Origin of the sequence: Nonomuraea ferruginea, from assembly GCF_039540635.1 — a bacterium.
In the GTDB taxonomy this organism is placed as follows: Bacteria; Actinomycetota; Actinomycetes; order Streptosporangiales; family Streptosporangiaceae; genus Nonomuraea; species Nonomuraea ferruginea.
The window spans coordinates 132,037-155,618 of sequence record NZ_BAABFD010000001.1 but is presented as its reverse complement, the minus strand read 5'-3'; the positions used below and the strand labels follow the sequence as shown (position 1 = coordinate 155,618).

At 73.0% G+C, this 23,582-nt stretch carries 20 protein-coding genes; 11 read left to right on the top strand and 9 right to left on the bottom strand.

The annotated features are described in order from the left end of the window. Nucleotides 1-36: 36 nt before the first annotated feature. Complete coding sequence (locus tag ABD999_RS00720; RefSeq protein ID WP_345482504.1) at nt 37-999, top strand: helix-turn-helix transcriptional regulator; 963 nt, start codon at nt 37-39, stop codon at nt 997-999. 35 nt (nt 1,000-1,034) lie between these two features. Then, on the top strand, nt 1,035-2,153 hold the full coding sequence (locus ABD999_RS00715; protein ID WP_148030273.1) for a C45 family autoproteolytic acyltransferase/hydrolase: 1,119 nt from the start codon (nt 1,035-1,037) through the stop codon (nt 2,151-2,153). On the opposite strand, the gene ABD999_RS00710 is transcribed toward ABD999_RS00715, so the two are convergent. The 3 genes from ABD999_RS00710 to ABD999_RS00700 are packed head-to-tail and all read right to left on the bottom strand — an operon-like array spanning nt 2,125 to nt 5,686. Next, nucleotides 2,125-3,612 (bottom strand): AMP-binding protein, encoded by a 1,488-nt coding sequence (locus ABD999_RS00710; protein ID WP_345482503.1) that lies wholly within the window; start codon nt 3,610-3,612, stop codon nt 2,125-2,127. The genes ABD999_RS00715 and ABD999_RS00710 overlap by 29 nt on opposite strands. Next, entirely contained in the window at nt 3,612-4,628 is a 1,017-nt protein-coding gene (locus tag ABD999_RS00705) for an acyl-CoA dehydrogenase family protein (RefSeq protein ID WP_345482502.1), read from the bottom strand. Before ABD999_RS00705 ends, ABD999_RS00710 begins: the two co-directional genes overlap by 1 nt. Continuing rightward, a complete protein-coding gene (locus ABD999_RS00700; protein ID WP_345482501.1) occupies nt 4,625-5,686 on the bottom strand; it encodes an acyl-CoA dehydrogenase family protein in 1,062 nt (353 codons plus the stop codon). The genes ABD999_RS00705 and ABD999_RS00700 overlap by 4 nt, the downstream gene beginning before the upstream one ends. Before the next feature lie 119 nt (nt 5,687-5,805). On the opposite strand from ABD999_RS00700, the gene ABD999_RS00695 reads away from it, so the two are divergent. Continuing rightward, the gene (locus ABD999_RS00695; RefSeq protein WP_345482500.1) at nt 5,806-7,071 is read left to right on the top strand and encodes an ATP-binding protein; all 1,266 of its coding nucleotides are present in this window, start codon (nt 5,806-5,808) and stop codon (nt 7,069-7,071) included. 47 nt (nt 7,072-7,118) lie between these two features. Here the strand turns inward: ABD999_RS00695 and ABD999_RS00690 are convergent, their stop codons facing one another. After that, a complete protein-coding gene (locus ABD999_RS00690) occupies nt 7,119-8,120 on the bottom strand; it encodes a terpene synthase family protein (protein WP_148030264.1) in 1,002 nt (333 codons plus the stop codon). Between the two features lie 273 nt (nt 8,121-8,393). Between ABD999_RS00690 and ABD999_RS00685 the strand changes: the two genes are divergently transcribed. Continuing rightward, on the top strand, nt 8,394-9,293 hold the full coding sequence (locus ABD999_RS00685; protein ID WP_148030263.1) for a proteasome assembly chaperone family protein: 900 nt from the start codon (nt 8,394-8,396) through the stop codon (nt 9,291-9,293). Between the two features lie 22 nt (nt 9,294-9,315). After that, nucleotides 9,316-10,356 (top strand): Gfo/Idh/MocA family protein, encoded by a 1,041-nt coding sequence (locus ABD999_RS00680; RefSeq protein WP_219543095.1) that lies wholly within the window; start codon nt 9,316-9,318, stop codon nt 10,354-10,356. On the opposite strand, the gene ABD999_RS00675 is transcribed toward ABD999_RS00680, so the two are convergent. Continuing rightward, a complete protein-coding gene (locus ABD999_RS00675) occupies nt 10,353-11,135 on the bottom strand; it encodes a tyrosine-protein phosphatase (protein WP_271275935.1) in 783 nt (260 codons plus the stop codon). The two genes, ABD999_RS00680 and ABD999_RS00675, sit on opposite strands and share 4 nt — an antisense overlap. A gap of 73 nt (nt 11,136-11,208) precedes the next feature. Here ABD999_RS00675 and ABD999_RS00670 point away from each other — a divergent pair, with 73 nt between their 5' ends. Further along, the gene (locus ABD999_RS00670) at nt 11,209-12,078 is read left to right on the top strand and encodes a hypothetical protein (protein ID WP_148030260.1); all 870 of its coding nucleotides are present in this window, start codon (nt 11,209-11,211) and stop codon (nt 12,076-12,078) included. On the opposite strand, the gene ABD999_RS00665 is transcribed toward ABD999_RS00670, so the two are convergent. Genes ABD999_RS00665 through ABD999_RS00655 form a run of 3 tightly spaced genes read right to left on the bottom strand, consistent with a single transcriptional unit; the run spans nt 12,059 to nt 16,630 of the window. Further along, the gene (locus tag ABD999_RS00665) at nt 12,059-13,900 is read right to left on the bottom strand and encodes a tetratricopeptide repeat protein (protein ID WP_271275936.1); all 1,842 of its coding nucleotides are present in this window, start codon (nt 13,898-13,900) and stop codon (nt 12,059-12,061) included. The genes ABD999_RS00670 and ABD999_RS00665 overlap by 20 nt on opposite strands. A 23-nt stretch (nt 13,901-13,923) precedes the next feature. Beyond that, nucleotides 13,924-14,463, bottom strand: coding sequence for a hypothetical protein (locus tag ABD999_RS00660; RefSeq protein ID WP_271275937.1), 540 nt, complete (start codon nt 14,461-14,463; stop codon nt 13,924-13,926). Nucleotides 14,464-14,518: 55 nt separating this feature from the next. Beyond that, nucleotides 14,519-16,630, bottom strand: a complete 2,112-nt coding sequence (locus ABD999_RS00655; RefSeq protein WP_271275938.1) for a M6 family metalloprotease domain-containing protein — start codon at nt 16,628-16,630, stop codon at nt 14,519-14,521. Between the two features lie 106 nt (nt 16,631-16,736). Here ABD999_RS00655 and ABD999_RS00650 point away from each other — a divergent pair, with 106 nt between their 5' ends. The 5 genes from ABD999_RS00650 to ABD999_RS00630 all read left to right on the top strand — a co-directional run bounded on the left by ABD999_RS00650 (nt 16,737) and on the right by ABD999_RS00630 (nt 22,805). Then, complete coding sequence (locus ABD999_RS00650) at nt 16,737-17,888, top strand: PucR family transcriptional regulator (protein WP_271275939.1); 1,152 nt, start codon at nt 16,737-16,739, stop codon at nt 17,886-17,888. Nucleotides 17,889-17,992: 104 nt separating this feature from the next. Further along, nucleotides 17,993-18,955, top strand: a complete 963-nt coding sequence (locus ABD999_RS00645; protein ID WP_271275940.1) for an imidazolonepropionase-like domain-containing protein — start codon at nt 17,993-17,995, stop codon at nt 18,953-18,955. Between the two features lie 149 nt (nt 18,956-19,104). Next, the gene (locus ABD999_RS00640) at nt 19,105-20,442 is read left to right on the top strand and encodes an MFS transporter (RefSeq protein WP_271275941.1); all 1,338 of its coding nucleotides are present in this window, start codon (nt 19,105-19,107) and stop codon (nt 20,440-20,442) included. Nucleotides 20,443-20,451: 9 nt separating this feature from the next. After that, nucleotides 20,452-22,251 (top strand): gamma-glutamyltransferase, encoded by a 1,800-nt coding sequence (locus tag ABD999_RS00635; RefSeq protein ID WP_271275942.1) that lies wholly within the window; start codon nt 20,452-20,454, stop codon nt 22,249-22,251. A 23-nt stretch (nt 22,252-22,274) separates the two neighbouring features. Continuing rightward, nucleotides 22,275-22,805, top strand: a complete 531-nt coding sequence (locus ABD999_RS00630; RefSeq protein ID WP_148030255.1) for a hemerythrin domain-containing protein — start codon at nt 22,275-22,277, stop codon at nt 22,803-22,805. Between the two features lie 104 nt (nt 22,806-22,909). Here the strand turns inward: ABD999_RS00630 and ABD999_RS00625 are convergent, their stop codons facing one another. Continuing rightward, nucleotides 22,910-23,566: an HAD family hydrolase gene (locus ABD999_RS00625; RefSeq protein ID WP_271275943.1), complete on the bottom strand. Its 657-nt coding sequence runs from the start codon at nt 23,564-23,566 to the stop codon at nt 22,910-22,912. Nucleotides 23,567-23,582 lie beyond the last annotated feature (16 nt).

Genomic DNA, 23,582 nt, shown 5'->3' with positions numbered 1-23,582 from the left:
ACCGCGCTTTCCGCGATAGGGGGCAGACTGGCGGGCATGCTGGAGACCTCCGCCCGCCTGCTCAAGCTGCTCTCTCTGCTCCAGGCGCACCGGGAGTGGACCGGCCCCGAGCTGTCGGCGCGGCTCGGGGTCACCACCAGGACGATACGCAACGACGTCGAGCGGCTGCGCAGCCTCGGTTATCCGGTGCACGCCACGCCGGGCGTGGCCGGCGGCTACCGCCTGGGCGCGGGGGCGGCGCTGCCGCCGCTGCTGCTGGACGACGAGGAGGCGGTGGCCGTCGCCGTCGGGCTCGGCCGGGCCGCCGGGGGCGGCGTGGAGGGCATCGAGGAGTCGTCGGTGCGCGCGCTGGCCAAGCTGGAGCAGGTGCTGCCGTCCCGGCTGCGGGCGCGGGTGGGCGCGCTGAACGCGTACACGGTGCAGATCCCCGGCGAGGCCCCGTCGGTGCCGCCCGCGCTGCTGACCACGATCGCCAACGCCGCCCGCGACCGGGAGCGGCTGCGCTTCGACTACACCGGGCACGACGGGTCGGCGACCGTCCGCGACGTGGAACCGTACCGGCTGGTGCACCGGCGCGGCCGCTGGTATCTGGTGGGCTACGACGTGACCCGGCAGGACTGGCGGACGTTCCGGGTCGACCGTCTCAGGCCGCGCGTCCCGTCGGGCCCCCGGTTCACCGCGCGGGAGCTGCCGGAGGACGGCGACGTGGCCGCGTACGTGGAGCGCGGCGTGAACACGGCCAGGTGGCGTCACCGCGGCACCGTGCTGCTGCACGCCCCGGCCGAGCGGGTGCGGGAGCTGGGGCTGGGCGACCGGATGGAGATCGAGCCGGACGGGCCGGACACCTGCGTGCTCAAGCTGGGCAGCGACGACCTCGACGGCATGGCCGTCTGGATCGGCTTCCTGGGCCTGGACTTCGAGGTGCTGGACCCGCCCGAGCTGGCGGAGGCGGTGCGGCGGCTGGCGGAGCGTTACGGGCGGGCGGTCAGCGAGCGGTAAGGGCGCGGTCAGCGGCGGGCGGCAGCCTCGGCGGCATGAACATCACCCAAGTCGCGGGCGGCAGGGACGACTTCCAGCTCGTCCGCCACATGACCGTGGAGGGCGGCCAGACCGAGATCGGCCGCCGCCTCACCGAGGAGGCGCTGCGGCTCGGCTGGCGGCCGCAGCCGTCGCACCCCACCGTGAACCGGGCCAGGAGGGCCTGGTTCGAGCGGCACTGGCCGCAGCAGCACGCCCGGATGGACGGCGCGGCCGAGGCGCTCGGCCTGGACCCGGACCAGGACGAGCTGGCCCTCGACGGGCTCGGGTACGTCCCTGCGGGCTCCGCCTGCTCGGCCCTGTGGGTGCCGCCGTCGGCGTCGGCGGACGGGCACGGCAGGATCGGCCGCAACTACGACTTCTTCACGCTGACCACCAGTGAGGTCATGGGCGGCGATCCGGCGCCGGGCGAGCCGCCGATGGCGTCGCGCCCGTACGTGATCACCACGGTCCCGGACGACGGCCTGGCCTCCACCGTGATCACGATGTCCGACCTGGACGGGTGCATGGACGGGATCAACGAGGCGGGGCTGGCGGTGACGCTGCTCATCGCCGACATCGACCAGGCGTCCCCGCCGGAGAACGTCTCCCCCCAGGTGGGGCTGAGCAGCGTGCAGCTGCCCCGGTTCCTGGTGGAGACCTGCGAGACCGCCGAGCAGGCCAAGCAGGCGCTGCTCTGCGCCAAGCAGTACGACCACGGCACGCCGCTGCACTACCTGGTGGCCGACGCGCACGGCGGGGCGTTCGTGTGGGAGCGTGGCAGGGACGGCTCGGAGCACGTCGTGGAGTTCGGCGGCGGGCCGCTGTGCGTCACCAACCACCTGCTGCACCGCAACCCGGACCCGATGGCGCTGCCCGCCGACACCGAGAACACGCTCGGCACGTACGGGCGGCTGCGCGCGCTGTACGAGCGCAGCAAGGGCGTCACGCTGTCGGGCCGCGACCTGCGTGACAGCCTGGAGGCGGTGCGGCAGCCCGAGTTCGGGCCGTTCCGCACGCTCTGGAGCACCGTCTTCGACACCGCCGAGCGGACCCTGTCGACCTCCTTCTACCTGGGTGCGGAGCGCTACACCGAGGAGCTGGTGTTCAGCCCGCGTCGAGGTACTCCTGCCTGACCTTGGACCGCGACAGCTTGCCCGTCGGGGTGCGGGGCAGCCGCTCCCGGTACTCGATCACCCTCGGGTGCTTGAACCTGGCGATGCGCGGGCCGCAGTGGGCGAGCAGCTCCGCGGTCAGCTCCGGGCCGGCGGCGACGCCCTCGGCCGGCTCGACGAGGGCGACCACCTTGTGGCCCCACTCCTCGTCGGGCACCCCGATGACGGCGACGTCGGCGACCGAGGGGTGTTCCAGCAGCGCGGCCTCGATCTCGGCGGGGTAGATGTTGACCCCGCCGGAGATGATGAGGTCGGTGCGCCGGTCGCACAGGAACAGGAAGCCGTCCTCGTCCAGGTAGCCGATGTCGCCGGGGGCGTACCACTCGCCGCGCATGCTGGCCGCGGTCTTGGCCGGGTCCTTGCGGTACTCGAACTTGCCGAGGCTGGACTTGACGTAGACGAGGCCGGGCTCTCCCGGGGGCAGCTCGGTCCCGTCCTCGGCGAGGATCCTGGCTTCGAAGGTGGGCGCGGGCCGCCCGACGGTGCCGGGCCTGGCCAGCCAGTCGTGCGGCTTGACGGAGAAGGCGATGGTGGACTCGGTGGAGCCGTAGTACTCGTAGAGCACCGGCCCCCACCAGTCCATGATCCCTTGCTTGACGGCGACCGGGCAGGCGGCGGCGGTGTGGATGACCTGCTGGAGGCTGGAGAGGTCGTGGCGCCGCCTGACCTCGGCCGGCAGTTGCAGCATCCGGTGGAACATGGTCGGCACCATCATCGCGTTCGTCACCCGGTGGCGCTCGATCAGCTCCAGCACGGTCTCCGGCTCGAACCGGGGCGCGATCACCACGGTGTGGCCGAAGTGCAGCGCGAACTGGGTGTGGGCGCACGGCGATGAGTGGTACATGGGCGAGGTCACCAGGTGGATCCCGTCGCCCGGCTTCAGGTCGACGACCTCGCCCAGGAACCAGGTGTACATCGGCACGATCGCCTCGGGCTCGGCGCCGGGCAGCGGCCGCTGCACCCCCTTGGGACGGCCGGTGGTGCCGGAGGTGTACCACATGACGGCCCCGGCGGTGCGGTCGCCGGGCGCGGTGGCGGGCTGCCCGTCCGCGAGCCCCGCGGTGCCGATCTCGGCGCCGGGGACCGCGTACTCCTGGCTGGTGACGACGAGCTTGGCCTCGGAGTCCTTGACGATGTAGTCGATCTCGGGCGCGGCGAGGTGCCAGTTGATCGGCACGTAGTACAGGCCGATCTGGCCGGTGGCCATGAGCATGATGACCTGGTCGAGCCCGTTGGGCAGCACGCCGGCCACCACGTCCCCGGTGCCGAGGCCGCGCCCGCGCAGCCCGTGGGACACCTGGTTGACCAGCGCGTGCAGCTCGCCGTACGTGGTGCGCGAGCCGTCGGTGTCGATGACGGCGACCCGGTCGGGGTCGGCCTGGGCGATGGCGTAGAAGCCGGGCGACTGGCTGATGTCCATCACAGCTCCAGCAGGTCGGCGATCCTGGCACGGTGGATGCGGGGCGGGCCGAGCAGCACCTCGTCGGTCTTGGCCCGCTTGAAGTAGAGGTGGGCGTCGTGTTCCCAGGTGTAGCCGATGCCGCCGTGCAGCAACAGGCTGTCGCGGGCCACCTCGAAGCAGGCGCGGCCCACGTACGCCTGGGCGAGAGCGGCGGCGCCCGGCAGCTCGTCCGGGGCCTCGTCGGCGGCCCAGGCGGCGTAGCGGACGATCGACTCGGCCTGCTCCAGCTTGCCGTGCATGTCGGCGAGCTTGTGCTTGACGCCCTGGTACGAGCCGATGTAGCGGCCGAACGCGACCCGGATCTTGGCGTAGCCGACGATGGCGTCGAGCGCGGCCCGCAGCACGCCCAGCTGCTCGGCGGCGAGCGCCACGGCGAGCCGGTCGGCGATCCCGTCGGCGGGCTCGCCGAGCGTCCGGGCGGGCGCGCCGTCCAGGACGACCCGGGCCTGGCCGCGGGTGATGTCGAGGGTTTCCAGCGGGGTCCTGGTGACGCCCTCGGCGGTGAGGTCGACGGCGTGCAGCGCGGATCCGGCGGTCACGAGCAGCACGTCCGCCTCCATGCCGGACAGCACCTGCGGGAGCGTGCCGCTGAGGCGGCCCGTGTCGTCGGCCGTGACGTCCGCTCCCGGCAGGGCGAGGGTGGCGGCGACACGGCCCTCGGCGATGCCGGACAGCAGCTCCTTGTCGGGCGCCCGGGTCAGCGCGACCGCGGCGAACACGGTGGCCAGGAAGGGCCCGGGGAGCAGCACCGCCCCGGTCTCCTCCAGCGCGACCGCCAGCTCGGCGAAGCCCGCGCCCGCTCCCCCGTACTCCTCGGGGACGATCAGCCCCGACAGGCCGAGCTCGCCGTTGAGCCGCGCGTACACCTCGGGGTCGTGGCCCTGGCGGGCCTTGGTCGGCGGCGAGGCGGCGGCGAGGAAGTCGCGGACGGCGGCGCGCAGCTCCCGCTGCTCCTGGCTGGGTACGAGTTTCACGCCTGCGTCCCCACCTTCAGGTCCTTGAACGGCACGGTCTTGTCCACCCGGGGTTCGGGCGGCAGGTTGAGCACCCGGTCGCCGACGATGTTGCGCATGATCTCGTTGGTGCCGCCGCCGAGCGCCAGCCCCGGCGCGGTGGAGAGCACGGTGCCGAGCGGGTGGCCGCCGACGACCGACTCGGGCCCGGCCAGCCGGGTGGCGAGGTCGGCCTGGTACAGGGTCAGCTCGGCCAGCAGCAGCTTGGCGGCGCTGCCGCGGGCGCCGGGGAACACCCCCGCCTCGGTCTCCTGGGCCAGCCGCTGGTTGAACAGGGCCAGGGCGCGCGAGCGGATGTGCAGCTCGACGAGCTCGTCGCGGACCAGCGGGTCGCTCGTGTCGACGGTGCGGCGCAGCGCCTCCAGCGAGGCGGGGTTGTCCTTCTGGCCGCCCATGCCGACCCCGGCGGAGATCGACAGCCGCTCGTGCAGCAGTGTCGTGACGGCGACGCTCCAGCCGTCGTCGACGTCGCCGACCCGGTGCTCGTCGGGGATGTGCACGTCGTCGAAGAAGATCTCGTTGAAGTTGGACCGGCCGCTCATGTCCTTCAGCGGCCTGACGGTGACGCCGGGATGGTGCATGTCGACCACGAACATGGTCAGGCCCTTGTGCTTGGGCACGTCCACGTTCGTCCGGGCGAGCAGCAGCCCCCAGTCGGCGTGCTGGGCGACCGACGTCCACACCTTCTGGCCGTTGACGATCCAGTCGTCGCCGTCGCGCTCGGCCCTGGTCTGCAGGCTGGCCACGTCACTGCCGGCCCCGGGCTCGGAGAAGAGCTGGCACCAGATCTCCTCGCCGCGCAGCAGCGGCCGGACGAACCGCTCGCGCTGGGCGTCGGTCCCCCGGTCGACCAGCGTCGGGCCGGTCATGCCCAGGCCGATGGAGAACACGTAGATGGGCAGGGTGAAGTCGCGGGCCGCGGCGGCGAACGCGCGCTCCTCCTCCTGGGTCAGGCCCTGGCCTCCCCACCGCTCCGGCCAGGTGATGCCGGAGTATCCGGCGTCGTAGAACCGGGCCATGAAGTCTGGCCGGGGCCAGCCGCACGGCCCTGCCGCGTCACCAGACGCTGCGGGCGGCCATCGGGTGGAGCCACGAGCTGTGCGAGCCCGCCGAGCGGCTGCTGTGGGCGCGGCTGTCGGTGTTCGCCGGCGACTTCGAGCTCGACGCGGCCCGGTTCGTGTGCTCCGACGAGCGGCTGCCGTCGGAGGACATCACCGACCTGGTGACCGGGCTGGTGGAGAAGTCGATCCTGCTCATCCGCAGCAACCACGCCGGGGTCCGCTACAAGCTGATCGACACGCTGGCGGAGTACGGCGAGGAGTGGCTGGACAAGCTCGGCCAGACCCAGGTCATGCGCCACAAGCATCTGCAGTACTACCTGTCGCTGGCCACCCGCAGCGAGGACGCCTGGTCGGGGCCGCGGCAGATCTACTGGTTCATCCGGATGCGGCAGGAGCACGACAACGTACGGCTCGCGCTGGAGCACGCGCTGCGCACCCCCGGCGAGACGCTCATGGCGCTGACCCTGCTGTCGTCGCTCTGGTTCATGTGGGTGTGCTGCGGCTTCGTCCGTGAGGGCCGGCTCTACCTGGAGCGGGCGCTGGAGGCCAACCCCGGCGTGAGCAAGGAGCGCTGCAAGGCGCTGTGGGTGCTGTCGTACGTGCGCAGCGCCCAGGGCGACAGCGTGGGCGCGCTGGAGGCGGCCGAGGCGTGCAGCACCGAGGCGGTCCGGGTGGGCGACTCGCGGGCGGTCATCCTGGCCTCCAAGATGCAGGGCACGGCCGCGCTGCTCCAGGGCGACCTGCAGAAGGCGAGCGCGCTGCTGGGCGTGGCGATCGAGTTCAACACCGACAACAAGGAGCTGAACCCGGGCCTGCTGCCCGCCATCGTCGAGCTGTCGCTGGTGCTGTCGGCCCAGGGCGAGGTCTACGAGGCCGAGTCGCTGCTGCAGGACTGCCTGCAGGTGTGCCGTGAGCGGGGCGAGCTGTGGGTCGGCTCGTACGCGCAGTGGGCGATGTCGCTGACCAAGCTGGCCACCGGCCGTCCCGACGAGGCGCTGCACAGCGCCCGGGAAGGGCTGCGGGTCAAGCGCCACTTCCACGACACGCTCGGCACCCTCCTGGCGCTGGAGACCACGGCGCGCATCTGCGTGGCGCGCGACCAGGACCGGGTGGCCGCGGTGCTGCTCGGCGCGCTCCATCAGAACTGGAAGACGGCCGGGCTGCCCATGCTGGGCGCCCCGTTCCTCACCACCGACCACGACCAGTGCGTCAAGGAGTGCCAGAAGTCGCTGGGCGAGAAGGCCTACTGGGCGGCGTTCGAGGAGGGCGGCAGGCTGGACCTCGACGAGGCGTCCGCGCTCGCGCTCGGCGACCTGGACGCCCCGGAGGACTCCACCGGCTGAGACGGTGAACGCCGTGCCCGGGACCGGCACGGCGTGGGGGGACCGGATCAGACGGCCTGCGGCCAGCGGGTGCCGGTCGGCCAGGCGTGCACGTAGCGCGCGCTGCCCAGCGAGAACTCGATGTGGCCGCGTACCCAGTGTTCGAGGCCCAGCACGTACTTGCGGACCGGCAGCGGCGCCCAGGTGTCGAGGCGGGCGCGCCGCTCGACGAAGGCGTCGATGGCGGCGTTGTGCATCCTGGAGACCTCGTGCAGCGCCTCCTGGAGGGTCAGCGCCCGGTGGGTGGCCAGCACGGTGACCAGGTTGTGCCGGGCCTTGTCGTTGCCGCGTTCCTTGGCGTACGAGAGCAGGTCGTTGTCCCAGCCGATGAGGTCGCAGGCGAGGTCGGACAGGGCGCGCACGTCGGGGTGGTGCCACTCCTCGGCTTCGAGGCGGTAGCCGCCGCCGACGTCGATGAGGGCGAAGCAGGTGAACGTGGCGCCGGTGATGCGCCGCATGAGGACGTAGTCCTCGGGGGTGGGGATGAGGTCGGCCTCGCGGTTGGCGGCCTCCCAGATCTGGGCGAAGAGATACTCCTTCACGGTCGTCCGCCACCGGTCGACCTGGGCGGGGGTGCCCAGCTCGGCGATGCGGTCGAGCAGCTCGCGCAGGGTGACGCCGAAGGGGTCGCCGGGGGCCGGTTCCCTGCGTCTGTCGAGGACGTCGAACAGGGGCGGCAGGGCGCGGGCCAAGGCGGAGGGCCGGTGGCCCATCAGCTCCCCTTCGCAGAACGCGTCGTCGAAGGCGAACAGCCAGTTGTACCAATCGTTGATCAGTCTGAGGCTCTCGCGGGGCACGGGCGGGTTCGTCCGCGCCGCGAGCATGCCGATTTTGGAGCGGCGGAAGTGCTCGATCGCGCCGGTTCCGTCGAGCATGGACGAGGCGGCCAGCCACAGATGGCTCTCGGCGTCGACCTCGGCCGCGTGCTCGTTGATCTCGTTGGGGAAGGGGCACGGGAGCGGAGGGATGCGGAGTGGTCGCCTACCAAAGGAGTGCGCAGAAGTAGCCACCCACCCAGCATGACGAGAGAGTGTCCGAAAGGCCACACTCGGCTACCATCATGCATTTGCAGGTTATTTCATACTGTGAACCATTCGCCCCCTCCGTTGCTCAGGCCCTCCATGCCACCGGAACTGGCGGGGTCGAACAGCCTGGTGACGGACTCTTCGGGCTCCGGGTCCCCGTCCCTGTATCCCGTTGTGTCTCGATAGGGTGCCCTGCACGGAATCGTTCCGGCTCGCCGTGGGTTCTGGATGTGAGTACCTAGGGAAAGGCTGTCCAACGTGTTCGACCCGACGGATCTATACAGGCTCGCCGAGGACCTCCCCGAGCTGACCGATCCGGTGTTGCTGTATCACTTCGACGGCTTCGTCGACGCCGGGGCCGCCGGACGGCTCGCGCTGCGCCACGTGCTGGACGAACTGGAGCACCGGGTCGTCGCGACGTTCGACGTTGACCGGCTGCTCGACTACCGGTCCAGGCGGCCGATCATGGTGTTCGACACCGACAGGTGGGTGGAGGTCGAGACGCCGGAGCTGGTCGTCTACAGCGTGAAGGACGCGACGGGCACCCCCTTCCTGCTGATGACCGGCCCCGAGCCGGACCGCGCGTGGGAGCTGTTCATCCGGGCCGTCGGCACGCTCGCCGGCCGGTTCGGCGTGAGCAAGATGGTGACCATGCACGGCATCCCGATGGCCGTGCCGCACACCCGCCCGCTGGGCCTCACCATGCACGCCAGCCGGCCGGAGCTGATGAGCGGCAAGCCGAGCACGTTCGGCCGGGTGCAGGTGCCGGGCAGCGTGGCGGCCCTGATGGAGTTCCGGCTCGGCGCGGAGGGGCGGGACGCGATCGGCTTCGCCGTGCACGTGCCCCACTACCTGTCGCAGGCCGAGTACCCGACGGCCGCGGTCGCCGCGCTGGAGGCGGTCACCAGGAACACGGGGCTGATGTTCCCGCTCGACGCGCTGCGCGAGGCCGCGGAGCGCACGACCGTGGAGATCGAGGAGCAGATCAGCTCCTCGGCGGAGCTGTCCAGCGCGATCAGCGGGCTGGAGCAGCAGTACGACGCGTTCGCGGCCGGCGAGGAGCGCGAGAACCTGATCGCCGAGTCCATCCCGATGCCGACCGGCGACGAGCTGGCGGCGCAGTTCGAGCGGTTCCTGGCGGAGCGCGACGACGATTGATCACCCCGGGTAGCCTGGGGCGATGGACGAGATCCGGGTCGGGCTGATCGGTTACGGCACGGCGGGGGCGGTCTTCCACGCGCCGCTGATCGAGGCCACGCCCGGGCTGCGGCTGACGGCCGTGGTGACGCGCGATCCGGCCCGTCGCGACGAGGTGTCCGCCCGCTACGGCGCCGAGCCCGTCTCCGAGGCCGCGGCGCTGTGGGGCCGGTGCGACCTGGTGGTGGTCGCCTCGCCCAACCGGACGCACGCGAGCCTGGCGGCCGAGGCCCTCGACCATGGCAGGGCGGTGGTGGTCGACAAGCCGTTCGCGCGCACCGCGGAGGAGGCCCGCGCCGTCACCCGGCTGGCCGCCGCGAAGGGCCTGATGCTGACCGTCTTCCAGAACCGGCGCTGGGACGGCGACTTCCGCACCGTACGCCGGCTGGTCGCGGAGGGCGCGCTGGGCGAGGTGCGGCGGCTGGAGTCGCGCTTCGAGCGCTGGCGGCCGGCGCCCAAGGGCGGCTGGCGCGAGACCGGCGGCCCCGGCGACGCCGCCGGGCTCCTCTACGACCTGGGCAGCCACCTGGTCGACCAGGCGCTCCAGCTGCTCGGCCCGGTCACCCACGTCTACTGCGAGAGCGACGTGCGGCGCGCGGGGGTGGCGGCCGACGACGACACGTTCGTCGCGCTGACGCACGCGGGCGGGGCGCGCTCCCACCTGTGGGTCAGCGCGGTGACCCCGAGCCTGGGGCCGCGCTTCCGCGTGCTCGGCTCGTCGGGCGCCTATCTGAAGTACGGGCTCGACGTGCAGGAGGAACGGCTGCGCGAGGGACGGTCGCCGGCCGCGGCGGGGTTCGGCGAGGAGGACGCGGACCGCTGGGGCGTGGCGGGAGCCGGCGACGACCTGCGCGAGGTGCCCACCGAACCGGGCGCCTACCTCGACTTCTACCGCGAGGTGGAGTCCGCGCTGCGCACCGGCGGGCCGCCTCCGGTGACTCCCGAGAGCGCCGTGGAGGCGCTGGCCGTGATCGAGGCGGCCCGCCGGTCGGCCGGCGAGCGGACCGTGGTGCGGGTGGGCTAGCCGCGCAGGCGGTCGTACATCGCCTGGCTGTCGTCGTCGGTCCAGCCCTGCCGCGCCAGCCAGCCGAGCGGGCCGCCGAACCTCTCGTCCAGCACGCCCAGGAACTGCTCGATGTAGCGCGGGCGCGGCATGTGGTCGTCGGCCGGGCGCGAGTCGAGGTCGTCGCGGTAGGTGGAGCTGCCGCGCAGGCGGCGCAGGATCAGCTCCAGCCGCTCCCCCGTGGCCGCGTAGTCGGCCACGATGGCCTCGCGGGTGGCGCCGGCCACCTCCAGCGCGAGCGCGCACAGCACGCCGGTGCGGTCCTTGCCCGCGGCGCAGTGCACCACGGCCGCGCCGTCGTCGCGCGCCATCGTGCGCAGCGCCCGCACCACCGCGTCGGGCCGGTCGCGCAGGTAGCCGTAGTAGAAGCCGGTGACGCGCAGCTCCACGTCGCCCTGGCGCTCGTGCCAGGGCAGCACCCGGTCGGCCTCGATGGTGTCGGCCTCGACGTCGGTGCGCCGCCCGCCCTCGGGGAAGAGCGTCAGGTGGTGATGGGTCACCTCGGGCACCTCGGCCAGCGGCCCCGGGCCCTCCAGCGTCACTTCGGGGGTCGAGCGCAGGTCGACCACGTGCCGCAGCTTGAGTTCACCGACCAGCCGGGAGACGTCGGCGGGGGTCAGTCCCTGGAGGTTGTCCGACCGCAGGATGCGGCCGAACTGTGTGACGCCGCCGTCACGCGTCGGAATCCCGCCCAGGTCACGGACGTTGACGGCGCCGTCGAGATCGATCCATCTGCTCATCACGTTCACCCCGCCGACCCTATATGTCCCGCAAACATGAGCGGATTCGCGGTTCATAACGCAGCATGAACGTATGGATCCACGTGCTCTGCCCCCTCGGCTGGTGATCGATCCATCGCTGCCCCCGGACGTCTCCGTCGAGCTCCGGTCGAGCCCGCACGTGCTCAGACTGGCCAGGTCCGGCTGGCGGATGGCACCTCGCAACCTCACCTGGTTGTTCGTCCTGCCCGGTTTCCTGTTGCTGCTGTGGATGGTGACGGGGACCGGCGCGGTCATCACGGCGGCCGTCGGCGCCGGCCTCTTCGGACTGATCCGCTGGCTCTCCGTCGGGTCGTACAACAGGGCGACCCGACGCAGGCTCGCCCTGGCCTACGAGTACGCCAACTACTACATCCTCCCCGAGGACCTCGACTACCCCTGCCAGGTGCTGCTGCGGCGCGCCCAGCGGGCGGCCGAGGCGATCCTCGGGTCGCAGGTGCACAGGGAAGGGCTGATCGACACCATCGACAACCGGGTGACGCTGCCGGAGGAGGTCTGGCAGATCGCGCAACGGCTGCGCAAGCTGTCGGCCATGCACGCCGAGCACGGCAAGCTGGTCCCCCGCGAGCTGCCCACGGGGCTGAAGGACGCGTTCAAGCCGTACAGCACCGCGCTGGACGCGGCCTGGACGTCGTTGTCGAAGCGGGTGCGCAACCTGGAGCAGTACGCCAAGCAGGTGGTGAAGGCCGACCGGGTGTTCCACGCGCACCGGCGGCTGGAGGCGCTGGCCGCGCGCACGCCCGACTACCAGGAGCTGATCGCCGACACGGTGCGCGACGACATGGCGCGCGCGCACCTGCGGGAGCTGACCGACCAGGCCGCGCACGCGCGCAAGCTGTTCGAGGAGAGCATCCACCAGGCCAGGCAGGCGGCTGGCGAGCTGCTCAGGCCTCCGCGGCCTTGAGCAGCTCCAGCGTGCGGCGCACGCCGGCCTCGTTGCCCAGGCTGCGGTAGATGTCCCTGGCCTGGCGCAGCGGCGGCCCGGCGGCGCTCCCGGCGCCCGCGTCCAGGTGCGCCTCGCCGATGTACTGCAGGCCGCGCGCCATCCACCAGCGGTCGCCCAGCCCTTCGAAGGCGTCGACGGCGCGGCGCAGCTCGCGCTCGGCCTCCGCCACGCGGCGCAGCCTGCCGAGCACCCGGCCGACCGACAGGGCCGAGCGGGCGACGCCCCAGGAGTCGCCGAGCGCCTCCAGGATCTCCCCCGCCCGGCGGGCCACCTCCAGCTCGCGCAGGCCGCTGGACGGGTCGCCGACCTCGCCGGCGGCGCGCAGGCAGCGGGCCTCCTCCCACAGCTCGCCGCGCCGCCGGAACATCTCGGCCGCCCGGTCCAGGCTGTAGCCGGCCTTGGTGAAGGTCTCGACGGCCGCCCGCTGGTCCCCCGCCCGGTGCAGGCCGCGGGCCTGGGCGGCGAGCACCTCGCCGTACACGCGCAGCGTCTGCGCCTCGGAGTAGCGGTTGCCCTCGCGCTCGAACACCTCCAGCGCGTCCTCCAGCAGCTCCCTGGCCTCCTCGGGGCGCCGTTCCGCCAGCCGCATCTCGGCGAGGTTGCGTTGCGTACGCGCCATCCACCAGAAGTCCTCGACGCCCTTGAACGCGGTGATGGCGGCGACCAGGAACTCCTGGGCCCGGTCGAGGTGGCCGTCGCTGAACAGCGTCATGCCGATGGTGCGCAGCGCCCTGGCCGCCCACCACGTCTCGCCGAGTTCGGTGAACGCCTCCAGCGCCTGCTCGGCGTCCGCCCGGCCGCGCTCCTGGCCGCCCTGCCCGCCCCAGACGGCGGCGCGGTCCAGCGCGGCGATGGCCCGCGCGCGCCGGTCGCCGGCCCGTTCGGCGGCCTCGCAGCCGATGTCGGCGGCCTCCGCCCAGTCGGCCCAGTAGGCGCGCAGCGAGTGGCACAGCGAGCAGAACGCCCGCGACAGCCCCCACGTCAGCTCCCACAGCTCCAGCCGCCTGGCGATGCCGATCATCGCCATGAACGTGAGCCGCTCGGCGTTCAGCCAGTCGCCCGCGTGGATCTGGCCTTCGGCGGTGGAGCGGCGGCCGCCCTTGCTCCAGTCCTGCGGCCAGCGGTTCTGCGCCGCCTCCTCGGCGCGGCGGCGGTAGCCGTGCAGGACGCGCTCGACGGCGTCGCCGCGCCTGGCCGGGTCGTCGTCGCCCGCCAGCTCGGCGGCGAACAGGGCGACCAGGTCGTGCAGCCGGTAACGCATCGTGCCGGTCAGGTCGGTGCCCGAGCACTCGGCGAGCTGGGCGTCGATCAGCGCCTCCAGCTGGTCGGCGCCGTCCAGGGTGGAGATGTCGAGCAGCTCGCCCGCCACCCAGCCGGGCACGTCGGGCGCCGAGCTGAGGGCGCTGAGCAGCCGCAGCAGCCGCCGCTGCATGCCGGTGCAGTCGTCGTAGCTGAGCTGCACCGAGGCCCGCACGCTCTTGTCCACGGTGGGCGCCAGCTCCAGCTGGTCCAGGCGGCGGCGCTCGTCGGCCAGCCGGTCGGCCATCTGCCGCAGCGTCCACTGCTCGCGGGTGGCCAGGCGGCCGCCGCAGATGCCGATGGCCAGCGGCAGGTAGTCGCAGAGCCGCACGATCTCCTTGGCGGACTCCAGGTCCTCGAAGACCCGCTCGCCGCCGGCCAGCCTGGCCAGCAGTTCGACGCCGTGCGCCTCGCTGAACGGGCCGAGCCGGGTGTCGTGGGTGCCGCCGAGGAACAGCGGCTGGCGGGAGGTGACCAGCACGGCGCAGCCGCGTTCGGCCGGGATCAGCGCCTTGACCGCAGGAATCCGATCAGCACCTCCTCGGGTCGTACCGGGGAGTCGACGCCGCCGCGCAGGTCGGCGTAGAGGCGGCCGTCGGGGAACGATCCGGCGACCTCCTGGCCGAACCGGGTGATCAGGGATGACTTGCCGACGCCGCCCCTGCCGTACACGGAGACCACCAGCGCCGGTGCGGGGGCCGCGGCCTTCCTGCGGGCGGCGAACACCTCGCGCAGCTCGGCCAGCGCGTCGGCGCGGCCGGTGAAGTGCTCCGGCACGGGCGGCCACTGCTCGGGTGCCCTGGAGGCGGGCTCGGCCGGTGTCACGCGGCGGGGCCGCACCTCGGTGGTGGCCCAGGTGGCCACGCCCACCAGGAGGGCGGCCGCCGCCGTGACGCCCACCTTGGCCACCGGCGGGATCTCCCACTCCAGGGCGGCCGCGAAGATGCTGGCCGCGGCGGCGGCGAAGCCCGCGGCGACCGGCGCGGCCACCCCGATCTTCCTCAGCCGCCGCGGTCGCGGTTTGTCAGGCAGGTCACCTGTCATGATCGGATTCAAACCGATGGGGCACGGCTCGCGCCAGCCGTACCCCATCGTTCATTCAGACGCCCACCACGAGACACGTGGCGGTCGCGGACTTGGCCGGGTCGCTCTCCGAGGTGGCGGTGAGCTTGACCCGGGCCAGCCGGTCGCCGCCGGAGCCGCGGACGGCGTTGACGGTCACGGTGTCGTGCCCGCCGAACTCGACGGTGGCCAGCGCGTTGGGCGTCTGAGCGGTCCAGCCCTTGCCCGAGACCTCCGCGGTGAGGCGGTAGACGTCGGACTTCAGGTAGGCACTGACGTCCTCGGGGTGCTGCCCCTGGGCGGGGGCCGACCTGCCGGTGTTGAACAGCGGGAATCTGCAGGTGGACAGGTTCTTGCCGGACGGGACGCCGGCGCCGGGCAGCAGCCGCACGCCGCGCCGCTGCGGGCCCGCGCCGTCGAGGGAGCGGATCGCCACGGTGTAGGACAGGATGCCCTTGCGGTCGCGGTGCACGTCGGTGATGTAGAAGTGCAGCCGGTTGGCCTCGTCGACGTACTCGTACTCGCTGCCGGAGTCCGTGCCGGCGTGGAAGAGCGCGTCGGACAGCTGCCGGTAGTCGCCGATCGTGATCGGCACCTCGGTGCCGTCGGGCATCACGTAGTCGGTCATGCCGATGTCCTGCGGGTTGGCGTCGATCACCCACTCGAACGGGGCCCGGTCGGCGTTCTTGGTCTTGGCCAGGAGCACGCCGGAGTCGGGGGTGAACGAGTCGCTGCCCATCCGGTCGACGACCTCGACCGTGTAGTTGTCGTAGCCGCCGCCGTCGCACATCGGGTCGGTGCCGGGGTCGCAGGCGGGGCTCTTGTCACCGGTGTCGAAGGCGATGTTGATCCCGGACAGGCCCTTGTCGCCCGGCTGCACGGCGCGGGCGGTCACCTTGGCCGTGACGAGGCCGGACTCGTCCAGCGCCTCACGGGACAGGCGCAGCACGTTCCGCTCGTCCACCATCTCCAGCTTGATCTTGTTGCGGAGCATGTGCTGGGCGCCCATGGACGCGCCCGCGGTGGGCGGGATCAGCCAGCGGGAGTGCGGGCCGCCGGGCCCGTTGAAGCTGCCCCGGCTGAGCATCTCCCAGATGCCGGTGTACGCGCGCCGCGGCGGCACCCCGTACGGGTTGTTGTAGTTGTCGGCGATGCCCATGATGTGGCTCAGCTCGTGGGCGTAGACCGCCATGCCGGAGCTCTCGGCCTGCACCGAGTCGATGCCGAAGCGGGCGTTGGGCCAGAACGTGGAGCCGGCCTGCCAGGAGGTCCACTCGACGTAGCGGGTCCTGGACCAGTTGGGCAGGGCGGGGTCGTTCTCGGGGCCCCACGCGTCGGGCACGTCCTCCTTCGTGGGGAACTTCATCATGCCGAACTCCTGCCAGGTGGACGACTCGTCCTGGCCGGCGCTCACGTAGAAGACGAAGTCGAACTGGTCGGCCACCTCCTGGCCGACGTCGGCGAGCCAGGCGGCGTTGCCGTCGGCGCGCAGGTTGCGGTTGCAGGTGTCGCCGGCGGGGCAGGCGTCCCGCTGGTACTCCAGCGCGTACTCGTGGTCCTTGCCGGGCATCGTGTACGGGCCGAACCCGGTCAGATCGACGCCGTAACGCCCGCCGGAGTCCTCCATCCAGTACTCGTGGATGGTGTGGCCCTTGTTGAGGTCGTTCGGGGTGTTGAGGAAGTCCTGGTAGAACTTGGCGACCTGGTCGCGGGGCACGTCGTGGGCCTGGGCGCTGGGGTTGCCGAAGATGGTCGAGCCCTGGGGCTGGGTGACCACGAACGGCTGGTTGGGGTAGTCCAGCAGCACCAGCGCGCCCTTGAAGGTGCGCACGGAACCCTCGGCGGAGGGGTCGTTCCAGGTGGTGCCGGGGATCTTCTTGTAGTCGGCCCACGTCATGTGGTCCGGGTTCTCCCAGTTCTGCGGGTCGATCGGCTCGAAGCCTGCCGAAGGCCGGCCGCGCAGGGCGCTGGGGTTCTCCGCGGGCGCGTCACGCTGCCAGGGCTGGGTCTGGGGCCAGTGGTCGAGCCGCCAGGGATGCTCGGGGTCGTCTGCGGGGGGTGCTGCGGAAGCGGGAGTCGCCATCAGGCTCACCGGGATCAGCACGATGGCCGACAGCACGGCTCCCAGCAGTTTCTTCGGGACAATCACGGCTCGACGGTATAGAGCATATTGACCGAGATCACCGTTCAGTTGTAGGGAAGACCTGTAGCAGCGCTTCCAACAAATGATGAAAAGTCCTGATCAAGGGGCGCCCGTGGCGGATCTTCAGCGGATCGTCGACGACCTCGCGGCCCGGCTCGGCCGCCCGCTCCTGCTGGAGGACCGGTTGCAGCGGGTCATCGCCTACAGCGAGCAGAACGGCGCCATGGACGACATCCGCCGCGACTCCATCCTGCGCCGCCGCACCACGCCGGAGGTCCGGCAGTTCCTGCGCGCCGCGGGGGTGCACGACGCGCAGGACCCGCTGCGCACGCCGGGCGCGCCGCAGCTCGGGCTGCTGCCGCGGTGGTGCGTCCCGGTACGGCACGAGGCGGCGCTGCTGGGATTCCTGTGGTTCATCGACACGGCGCCGGCCATGTCGGGCCCCCAGGTGGCCGAGGCCGCCGCGGCCGCTCCGGCGCTGGCCCTGGCGCTGTTCCACGAGAGCCTGGCCACCGGCCTGGCCTCGCACCGGGAACTGGAGGCGGTCAGCGGGCTGCTCATGGGCGAGCGGGAGGCGGCGCTCCAGCTCATCGAGGCGGGCGCCTTCCCGCAGGCGCAGCCGGTGACCGTGCTGGTGGCCAGGCCGCCGGCGGGCGAGCCGGACGACGCGCTGCGCCTGGCGCTGGAGCAGGGGCTGCTGGCGCTGCGGCGGCGGCTGAGCGGGCACCACCCGCTGCATCTGGTCCGCTACGACCACGCGGCGCTGCTCGTGGCCGGCCCGCCGATCGCCGCCGACGAGGTGCACGCCGCCATGTCGGTGCCGGTCGTGGTCGGCATCGGCCGCCCGAGGCCGGCGCTGGCCGAGGCGGCCGGGTCCTACGCCGAGGCGCGGCACGCGGCGGACGTGGCCGCGCGGGTGCCGGGCCTCGGCCGTTCAGCGGTGTGGGAGCGGCTGGGCGTCTACCGGATGCTCACCCGGCTGCCCGACTCCGAGCTGCATCCCGGGCTGGAGCCCCTGCTGGGCGACACGCAGCACCTGCCGCTGCTGGAGACGCTGGAGACCTATCTGGACCTGGCGGGCAGCGCCGTCGCCACCTCGCGTGCGCTGCGGCTGCACCGGACCTCGCTGTACTACCGGCTGCGGCGCGTCGAGGAGCTGGCCCGTACCGACCTGAAGGACGGCGGGGAGCGGCTGGCGCTGCACCTGAGCCTCAAGCTGGCCCGCCTGTCAGGCCGCTACCGGCCGCGTGACGGGATCGGATGATTGCGGTGTGCACGCGCGCTCACGTTTAATGCATAAAAGGGATATTTGCCACGGGAGTATCGATGGGGGTCGTGAAGCGCGCGCGTCCGGCTCTGAACCCCCGTGTGTCCAGACCCGTGGTCCTCCATTCCGCGACGCTGGTGCTGCCCATCGCCACCGAGCCGATCAGGAACGGCGCCGTCGCCGTGCGTGGCGAGCGGGTGCTGCGCGTCGGGCCGCGCGACGAGCTGCTGGGCCGCTACCGCGTCACCGAGGAGCACCACTGGCGCGGGACGATCGTCGCCGGGCTGGTGGACGCGTACGCGTCGGGCGGCGCCCCCGGGCCGGGGGTGGTGGCCCGCGCGGCCGAGCTGGGCGACCCCGCCGCCGCGCCGGGGCCGGCCGCGGGCGTCGCGTACGTGCCCGTGACCTGCGAGTCGGAGCGGGAGTGGGAGGAGAGCCGGCGGGACGCGCTCATCACGGCCATCCACGAGATGGACCGGCCCGTCGGTATCGCCCCGCACACGCGCGACCCGCACGTGCTGGAGGACGTGGCCCTGCTGGCCAGGACGTTCGGCCTGCGGCTGCTGGTGGACCTGGACCGCCATTCCCTCGCCGGGCTGGACGAGGCGGGCGTGCTCGGGCCGCACTGCCACGCGGCGTGCGCCCGGCCGCTGGACCCGGGCGAGCGCAAGCTGCTCAAGCTGCGGGGCACGACGGTGGCACTGCGCCCCGGGCCCGGCGTCGACGAGTGGCCGGCGCTGGTCGAGGAGGGCATCCCGCTCGCCATCGGCACCGCGCCGGCGCACGGGGACGTGCTGGCGTGCGCGGCGGCCGTCCGGGCGCGGGTGCGGGAGCTGGGGCTGCGCCCGCGCGGGCTGGACCGCGCGCTGGTGGAGGCCGCCACGCTCGGCGGCGCCAGGGCCCTCGGCATGGCGGGCGGGCCCGGCGGCCTCGGCACCCTGCATCACGGCGGCCGGGCCAGCTTCGCGGTGTTCGAGGCCCGCGGGCGCTATCCGTACTCCGCCCTGATGCACGGCCCCGCCTGCCTGGCCACGATCATCAGCGGCCGCGTGCACCCCGCCTGACCAGCCAGGCCACGGACTCGGGTGGTCGCACTTTCCTCCACTACCTGCCGTACCCGGAGCGCAGGCGGCTGCTCGGGCTCGGCGCCGAGAAGCGGTTCCCCGCCGGGCAGGTCCTGATGCGGCAGGGCTAAACCTTCCCACGGGGTGAAATGGCGCACATTTCGGTCATTCCGGAATCCAGCTTTCGGAGCGGCGTGTTCCCCCCCTCGGCCGCACCGTCAAATCCGGGACAAGTCTTGTCGCTCACCGCCTCTACTTTCCGTGCCCTGCGTCATCACAACTACAGGTTGTGGGCAGGGGCGGACCTCGTCTCCATCACCGGCACCTGGATGCAGGTGCTGGGCGTGAACTGGCTCGTCCTCACGATCACCGGCTCGGCCACCAGCGTGGGGCTCAGCCTGGTCATGCAGGCGCTGCCCACGCTGCTGCTCGGCATGTGGGGAGGGGCGCTGGCGGACCGGCTGCCGACCCGCCCCGTCGTGGTGGCCGCCCAGCTCGCGCAGGCCGCGCTCGCCGCTGTGCTGGCCGTGATCGCGCTGACCGGGGTGCGGTCGCCGCTGCCGATCTACGCGGTGGCGCTGGCCGGCGGGGTGGTGTCGGCCCTGGGCGGACCGGCGCTCGGCCGGTTCGGGGCGGAGGTGGTGCCCCGGGAGGACCTGCCGAACGCGATGGCGCTCGGCTCGATCATCAACTCGGCCGGGCGCATCCTCGGCATGTCGGTGGCCGGGATGATGCTGCCCCTCACCGGGAACGCCGTGCTGTTCGCGGCGAACGCGCTCACCTTCTTCGCGGTGATCGTCGCGGTGATGCGCATGCGGTCGTCGGAGTTCCACGAACTGGCCGCCGAGAAGCACCGGCCAGGGGCGGTGCTCGCGGGGCTGCGGTACGTGGCGCGTACCCCGTGGCTGCTCGTCCTGCTCGCGCTGTCGATCGTGCTGGGCAGCCTTGGCCGCAACTACCAGGTGACCATGGCGGCGATGAGCGCGGGCCCGCTGGCGGCGGGCGCGGGCGGGTACGGGCTGCTGTCCACGGTGTTCGCCGCCGGGACCGTCGTGGGCGGGTTCCTCGCCGCCTCGCGGCCGCGGCTGACGATCCGGCTGCTGCTGATCTCCGCGTTCGCCATCAGCGTGCTGCAGGCGCTGAGCGGCCTGATGCCGTCGCTGGCCGCCTTCGCCGCCTTCATGCTGCCCATCGCGGCCGGCGCCATCCTGGTCGACACCACGGTCTCGGCGCGGGCGCAGCTCGACAGCCCGGACGCCATGCGCGGGCGGGTGCTGGCCGCGCTGGGCATGGCCGGCGCCGCGTCGGGCGCGCTGGGCGGGCCGGTACTGGGCTGGCTGAGCGACTCCTTCGGCCCCCGGCTCGCACTGCAGGTGGGCGGCGTCTCCTGCGTCGTCGCGACGCTGCTGGCGGCGGCCGCGCTGGCGCGGTTCAGGAAGACCGCCACCGGCCCGGCCCCGGCGCGTGTGGCGATGGAGAACGCCTAGTCTCGACGGGTGCGAAACACCCGATACGCCCCCTCTGGGATGGTATGCAGCATCGACCATCTCGCGTCCGCCGCCGGGGTGACGGCGCTCGACCGCGGCGGTTCCGCCGCCGACGCCGCCATCGCCGCCAACGCCGTGCTCGCCGTCACCTCCCCGCACATGTGCGGGCTCGGCGGCGACCTCTTCGCCCTCGTCCACGACGGCCCCGCGCAGTCCGGTTCCCACGGTCCCGTACGAGACGGCCACCCGACGGACGGCGGGCCGGGCCACGCGCCCAACGCGTCCGGCAGATCCGGGGGCGGTGCGGACGGCGGGCCGGGCCACGCGCCCAACCTGTCCGGCAGGGCCGGGACCGGTGCGGGCGGCGGGCCGGTTCACGCGCTCAACGCGTCCGGCAGGGCCGGGACCGGTGCGGGCGGCGGGCCGGTTCACGCGCTCAACGCGTCCGGCAGGGCCGGGACCGGTGCGGACGGCGGGCCGGTTCACGCGCTCAACGCGTCCGGCAGGGCCGGGAGCGGTGCGGACGCCGGGCGGTTGCGTGCCGAGGGGCACCGGCGGATGCCGCACCGGCTGGACGTCAGGTCCGTGCCGGTGCCCGGCTGCGTGGACGGCTGGCTCGCGCTGCACGCCCGGTACGGCCGGCTCCCGCTGGCCGACGTGTTCGCGCCCGCCGTACGGCTGGCCCGCGACGGTTTCCCGGCCTCGCCGCTGCTGGCGCCGATGGCGCGGGAGATCGCGGACCGGCCGGGCGCCGGCGACCTCGCCGGGATCCGGACCGCCGGGGACCGGGTCCGCAGGCCGGGCGTGGCCCGCGCGCTGGAGGCGGTGGCCGAAGGCGGGCGCGCCGGGTTCTATCTGGGCGAGTTCGGCGAGGGCCTGCTGGAGCTGGGGTCCGGCGAGTACACGCGGGCCGACCTGGAGCGGGACAACGCCGACTGGGTGGAACCCCTGCGGGTGCGCGCGTTCGGCCACGACGTGTGGTCCGCACCGCCCAACTCCCAGGGTTACCTGCTGCTGCTCTCGCTGGGCATCCTGGACGGGCTGGAGCTGCCGCCCTCGACCGCGCACCCCGCCTGGGCGCACGCGCTGGCCCGGTCCGCCCGCGCCGCCGCGCACGACCGCGACGCGCTGCTGCACGAGCACGCCACCGGCCTGCTCTCCCCCGCCGAGATCGAGCGCCGCCGGGCGCTGACCGGTCGCGGCGACCTCACGGTGCCCGCCGCCGACGGCGACACCACGTACCTCTGCGCGGTGGACGGCGACGGGCTCGCCGTCTCCCTCATCCAGTCGAACGCCTCCGGTTTCGGCAGCTTCCTGTTCGAACCCCGTACCGGCATCAACCTGCACAACCGCGGCATCGGCTTCTCGCTGGAGCCGGGCCACCCCGCCGAGTACGGCCCCGGGCGGCGGCCGCCGCACACGCTCACGCCCGCGCTCATCACCCGCCCCGACGGCTCGCTCCGCTCGGTCGCGGGCACGATGGGCGGCGACGCGCAGCCGCAGATCCTGCTCCAGATCATCACCAGGCTGCTGCGGTACGGGCAGAGCCCGGGAGAGGCGATAGCAGCGCCGCGCTGGCGGTTCGGCAGCGGCACCGGCTTCGACACCTGGCGCCGCGCCGAGGGGGCGGTGGTGGAGCTGGAGGACGGCACCGGCTGGCGCGACGGGCTGGCCGCGCTCGGCCATCGGGTGTCCGCGGTGCCCGGCGGCGCGTTCGGCCACGCGCACCTCATCGACGTCCTGCCGGACGGGATGCTGGCCGGTGCGACGGACCCGCGCGCGCTGACCGGCGCGGCGATTGGGCGGTGAGGGAAGGGGTAGCCACGGACGTCATGGCAACCGACGTCATCACCCTGATCACGAATGACCACCGCAAGGTCGAGGCGCTCTTCGAGCGGCTCAAGAAGGAGGAGGGCGACCCCAAGGCGGCCGTGACCGAGTTGCACGCCCTGCTCATCGCGCACGCCCGCGCCGAGGAGGACCGGGTCTACCCGGACCTCGACGCGCACCACGGCCTGGAGGAGCACAAGGAGGCCGAGGTGCTCCTCGACGAGCTGGTGCGGTCCCGGCCCGGCACCCCCGAGTTCCGCCGGACGCTGGACAAGCTCGTCGAGTCCGTCAACCACCACGTCGAGGAGGAAGAGGGCGAACTGCTCCCGCAGCTGGCCGAGCAGGCCGGCGAGAAGCGGCTGCGGGAGCTCGGCAAGGCCTTCGAGGAGCGCCGGGACGAGGAGCTGCGGGCCCTGACGGCCGGCGGCGCCACCAAGGCCGAACTGTACGAGCAGGCCCAGAAGGCGGACATTCCCGGCCGCTCCCAGATGGACAAGGAAGAACTGCAGGAAGCCGTACGCAAGACCACCTAGCCCGCCCGGCGGGGGGGCAGGCCGGGCGGACCACGTCCTGAGCTTGGCCGGCGGAGCGGGTCAGGTCAGGCGGACCACGTCCTGAGCCCGACCGGCGGGGCGGGTCAGGCCAGGCGGCGCAGCGCCGGGAGCAGCGCGTGCAGGTCGTCGGCGATCACGTCGGCGGCCTCGCGCGCCTCCGGCCGCGCCGCGTGCAGGTAGCCCCACGGGCCACGGCGCAGCAGGGCGGTCCGCATCCCGGCCGCGGCGGCGGGGCGCACGTCGTTGTCGAGCCGGTCCCCCACGTAGAGGATCTCCCCCGGCTCGCGCCCGGCGACCGCGGCCACCTTGGCGAAGAACCCGGGCGCCGGCTTGGACACCCCCCACCCGTCGGAAGTGTGCACCGAGTCGACGGGCAGCTCCATCGCGACCAGCGCGTCATAGGCCCGCACCGGCTGGTTGCCCGCCAGGATCACCTGGTAGCCCGCCTCCCTCAGCCCGCCGAGCGCCTCGCGCACGTCGGGGTAGAGGTCGTCGGCGTCGAAGTGGTTGCGCAGGCTGTCAGGCTCGTCGCGCTCCCAGGCCGCGATCTCGGCCTCGACGTCGAACCCGGGCCGCACCAGCTCGAACCCCTCGCTGAAGGACTGGTCCAGCGCGGCCATCCCGCCGAGGACGCCCATCAGCACGAACCTCGGCACCCCGAGCCGGTCGGCCCACCGCGACCAGATCCGCGTCTCGTCGATCACGGTCTCGCCGACGTCCAGCACCACAGCCTTGATCATCAAACCCATCCGTCGT

What these genes read in the sequence shown, in the direction of transcription:
- ABD999_RS00720 (WP_345482504.1), top strand. Translation starts at nt 37, where the DNA reads ATGCTGGAGACCTCCGCCCGCCTGCTCAAGCTGCTCTCTCTGCTCCAG.
- ABD999_RS00715 (WP_148030273.1), top strand. Translation starts at nt 1,035, where the DNA reads ATGAACATCACCCAAGTCGCGGGCGGCAGGGACGACTTCCAGCTCGTC.
- ABD999_RS00710 (WP_345482503.1), bottom strand. Translation starts at nt 3,612, where the DNA reads ATGGACATCAGCCAGTCGCCCGGCTTCTACGCCATCGCCCAGGCCGAC.
- ABD999_RS00700 (WP_345482501.1), bottom strand. Translation starts at nt 5,686, where the DNA reads ATGGCCCGGTTCTACGACGCCGGATACTCCGGCATCACCTGGCCGGAG.
- ABD999_RS00680 (WP_219543095.1), top strand. Translation starts at nt 9,316, where the DNA reads ATGGACGAGATCCGGGTCGGGCTGATCGGTTACGGCACGGCGGGGGCG.
- ABD999_RS00675 (WP_271275935.1), bottom strand. Translation starts at nt 11,135, where the DNA reads ATGAGCAGATGGATCGATCTCGACGGCGCCGTCAACGTCCGTGACCTG.
- ABD999_RS00670 (WP_148030260.1), top strand. Translation starts at nt 11,209, where the DNA reads ATGGATCCACGTGCTCTGCCCCCTCGGCTGGTGATCGATCCATCGCTG.
- ABD999_RS00660 (WP_271275937.1), bottom strand. Translation starts at nt 14,463, where the DNA reads ATGACAGGTGACCTGCCTGACAAACCGCGACCGCGGCGGCTGAGGAAG.
- ABD999_RS00640 (WP_271275941.1), top strand. Translation starts at nt 19,105, where the DNA reads ATGGCGCACATTTCGGTCATTCCGGAATCCAGCTTTCGGAGCGGCGTG.
- ABD999_RS00630 (WP_148030255.1), top strand. Translation starts at nt 22,275, where the DNA reads ATGGCAACCGACGTCATCACCCTGATCACGAATGACCACCGCAAGGTC.
- ABD999_RS00625 (WP_271275943.1), bottom strand. Translation starts at nt 23,566, where the DNA reads ATGATCAAGGCTGTGGTGCTGGACGTCGGCGAGACCGTGATCGACGAG.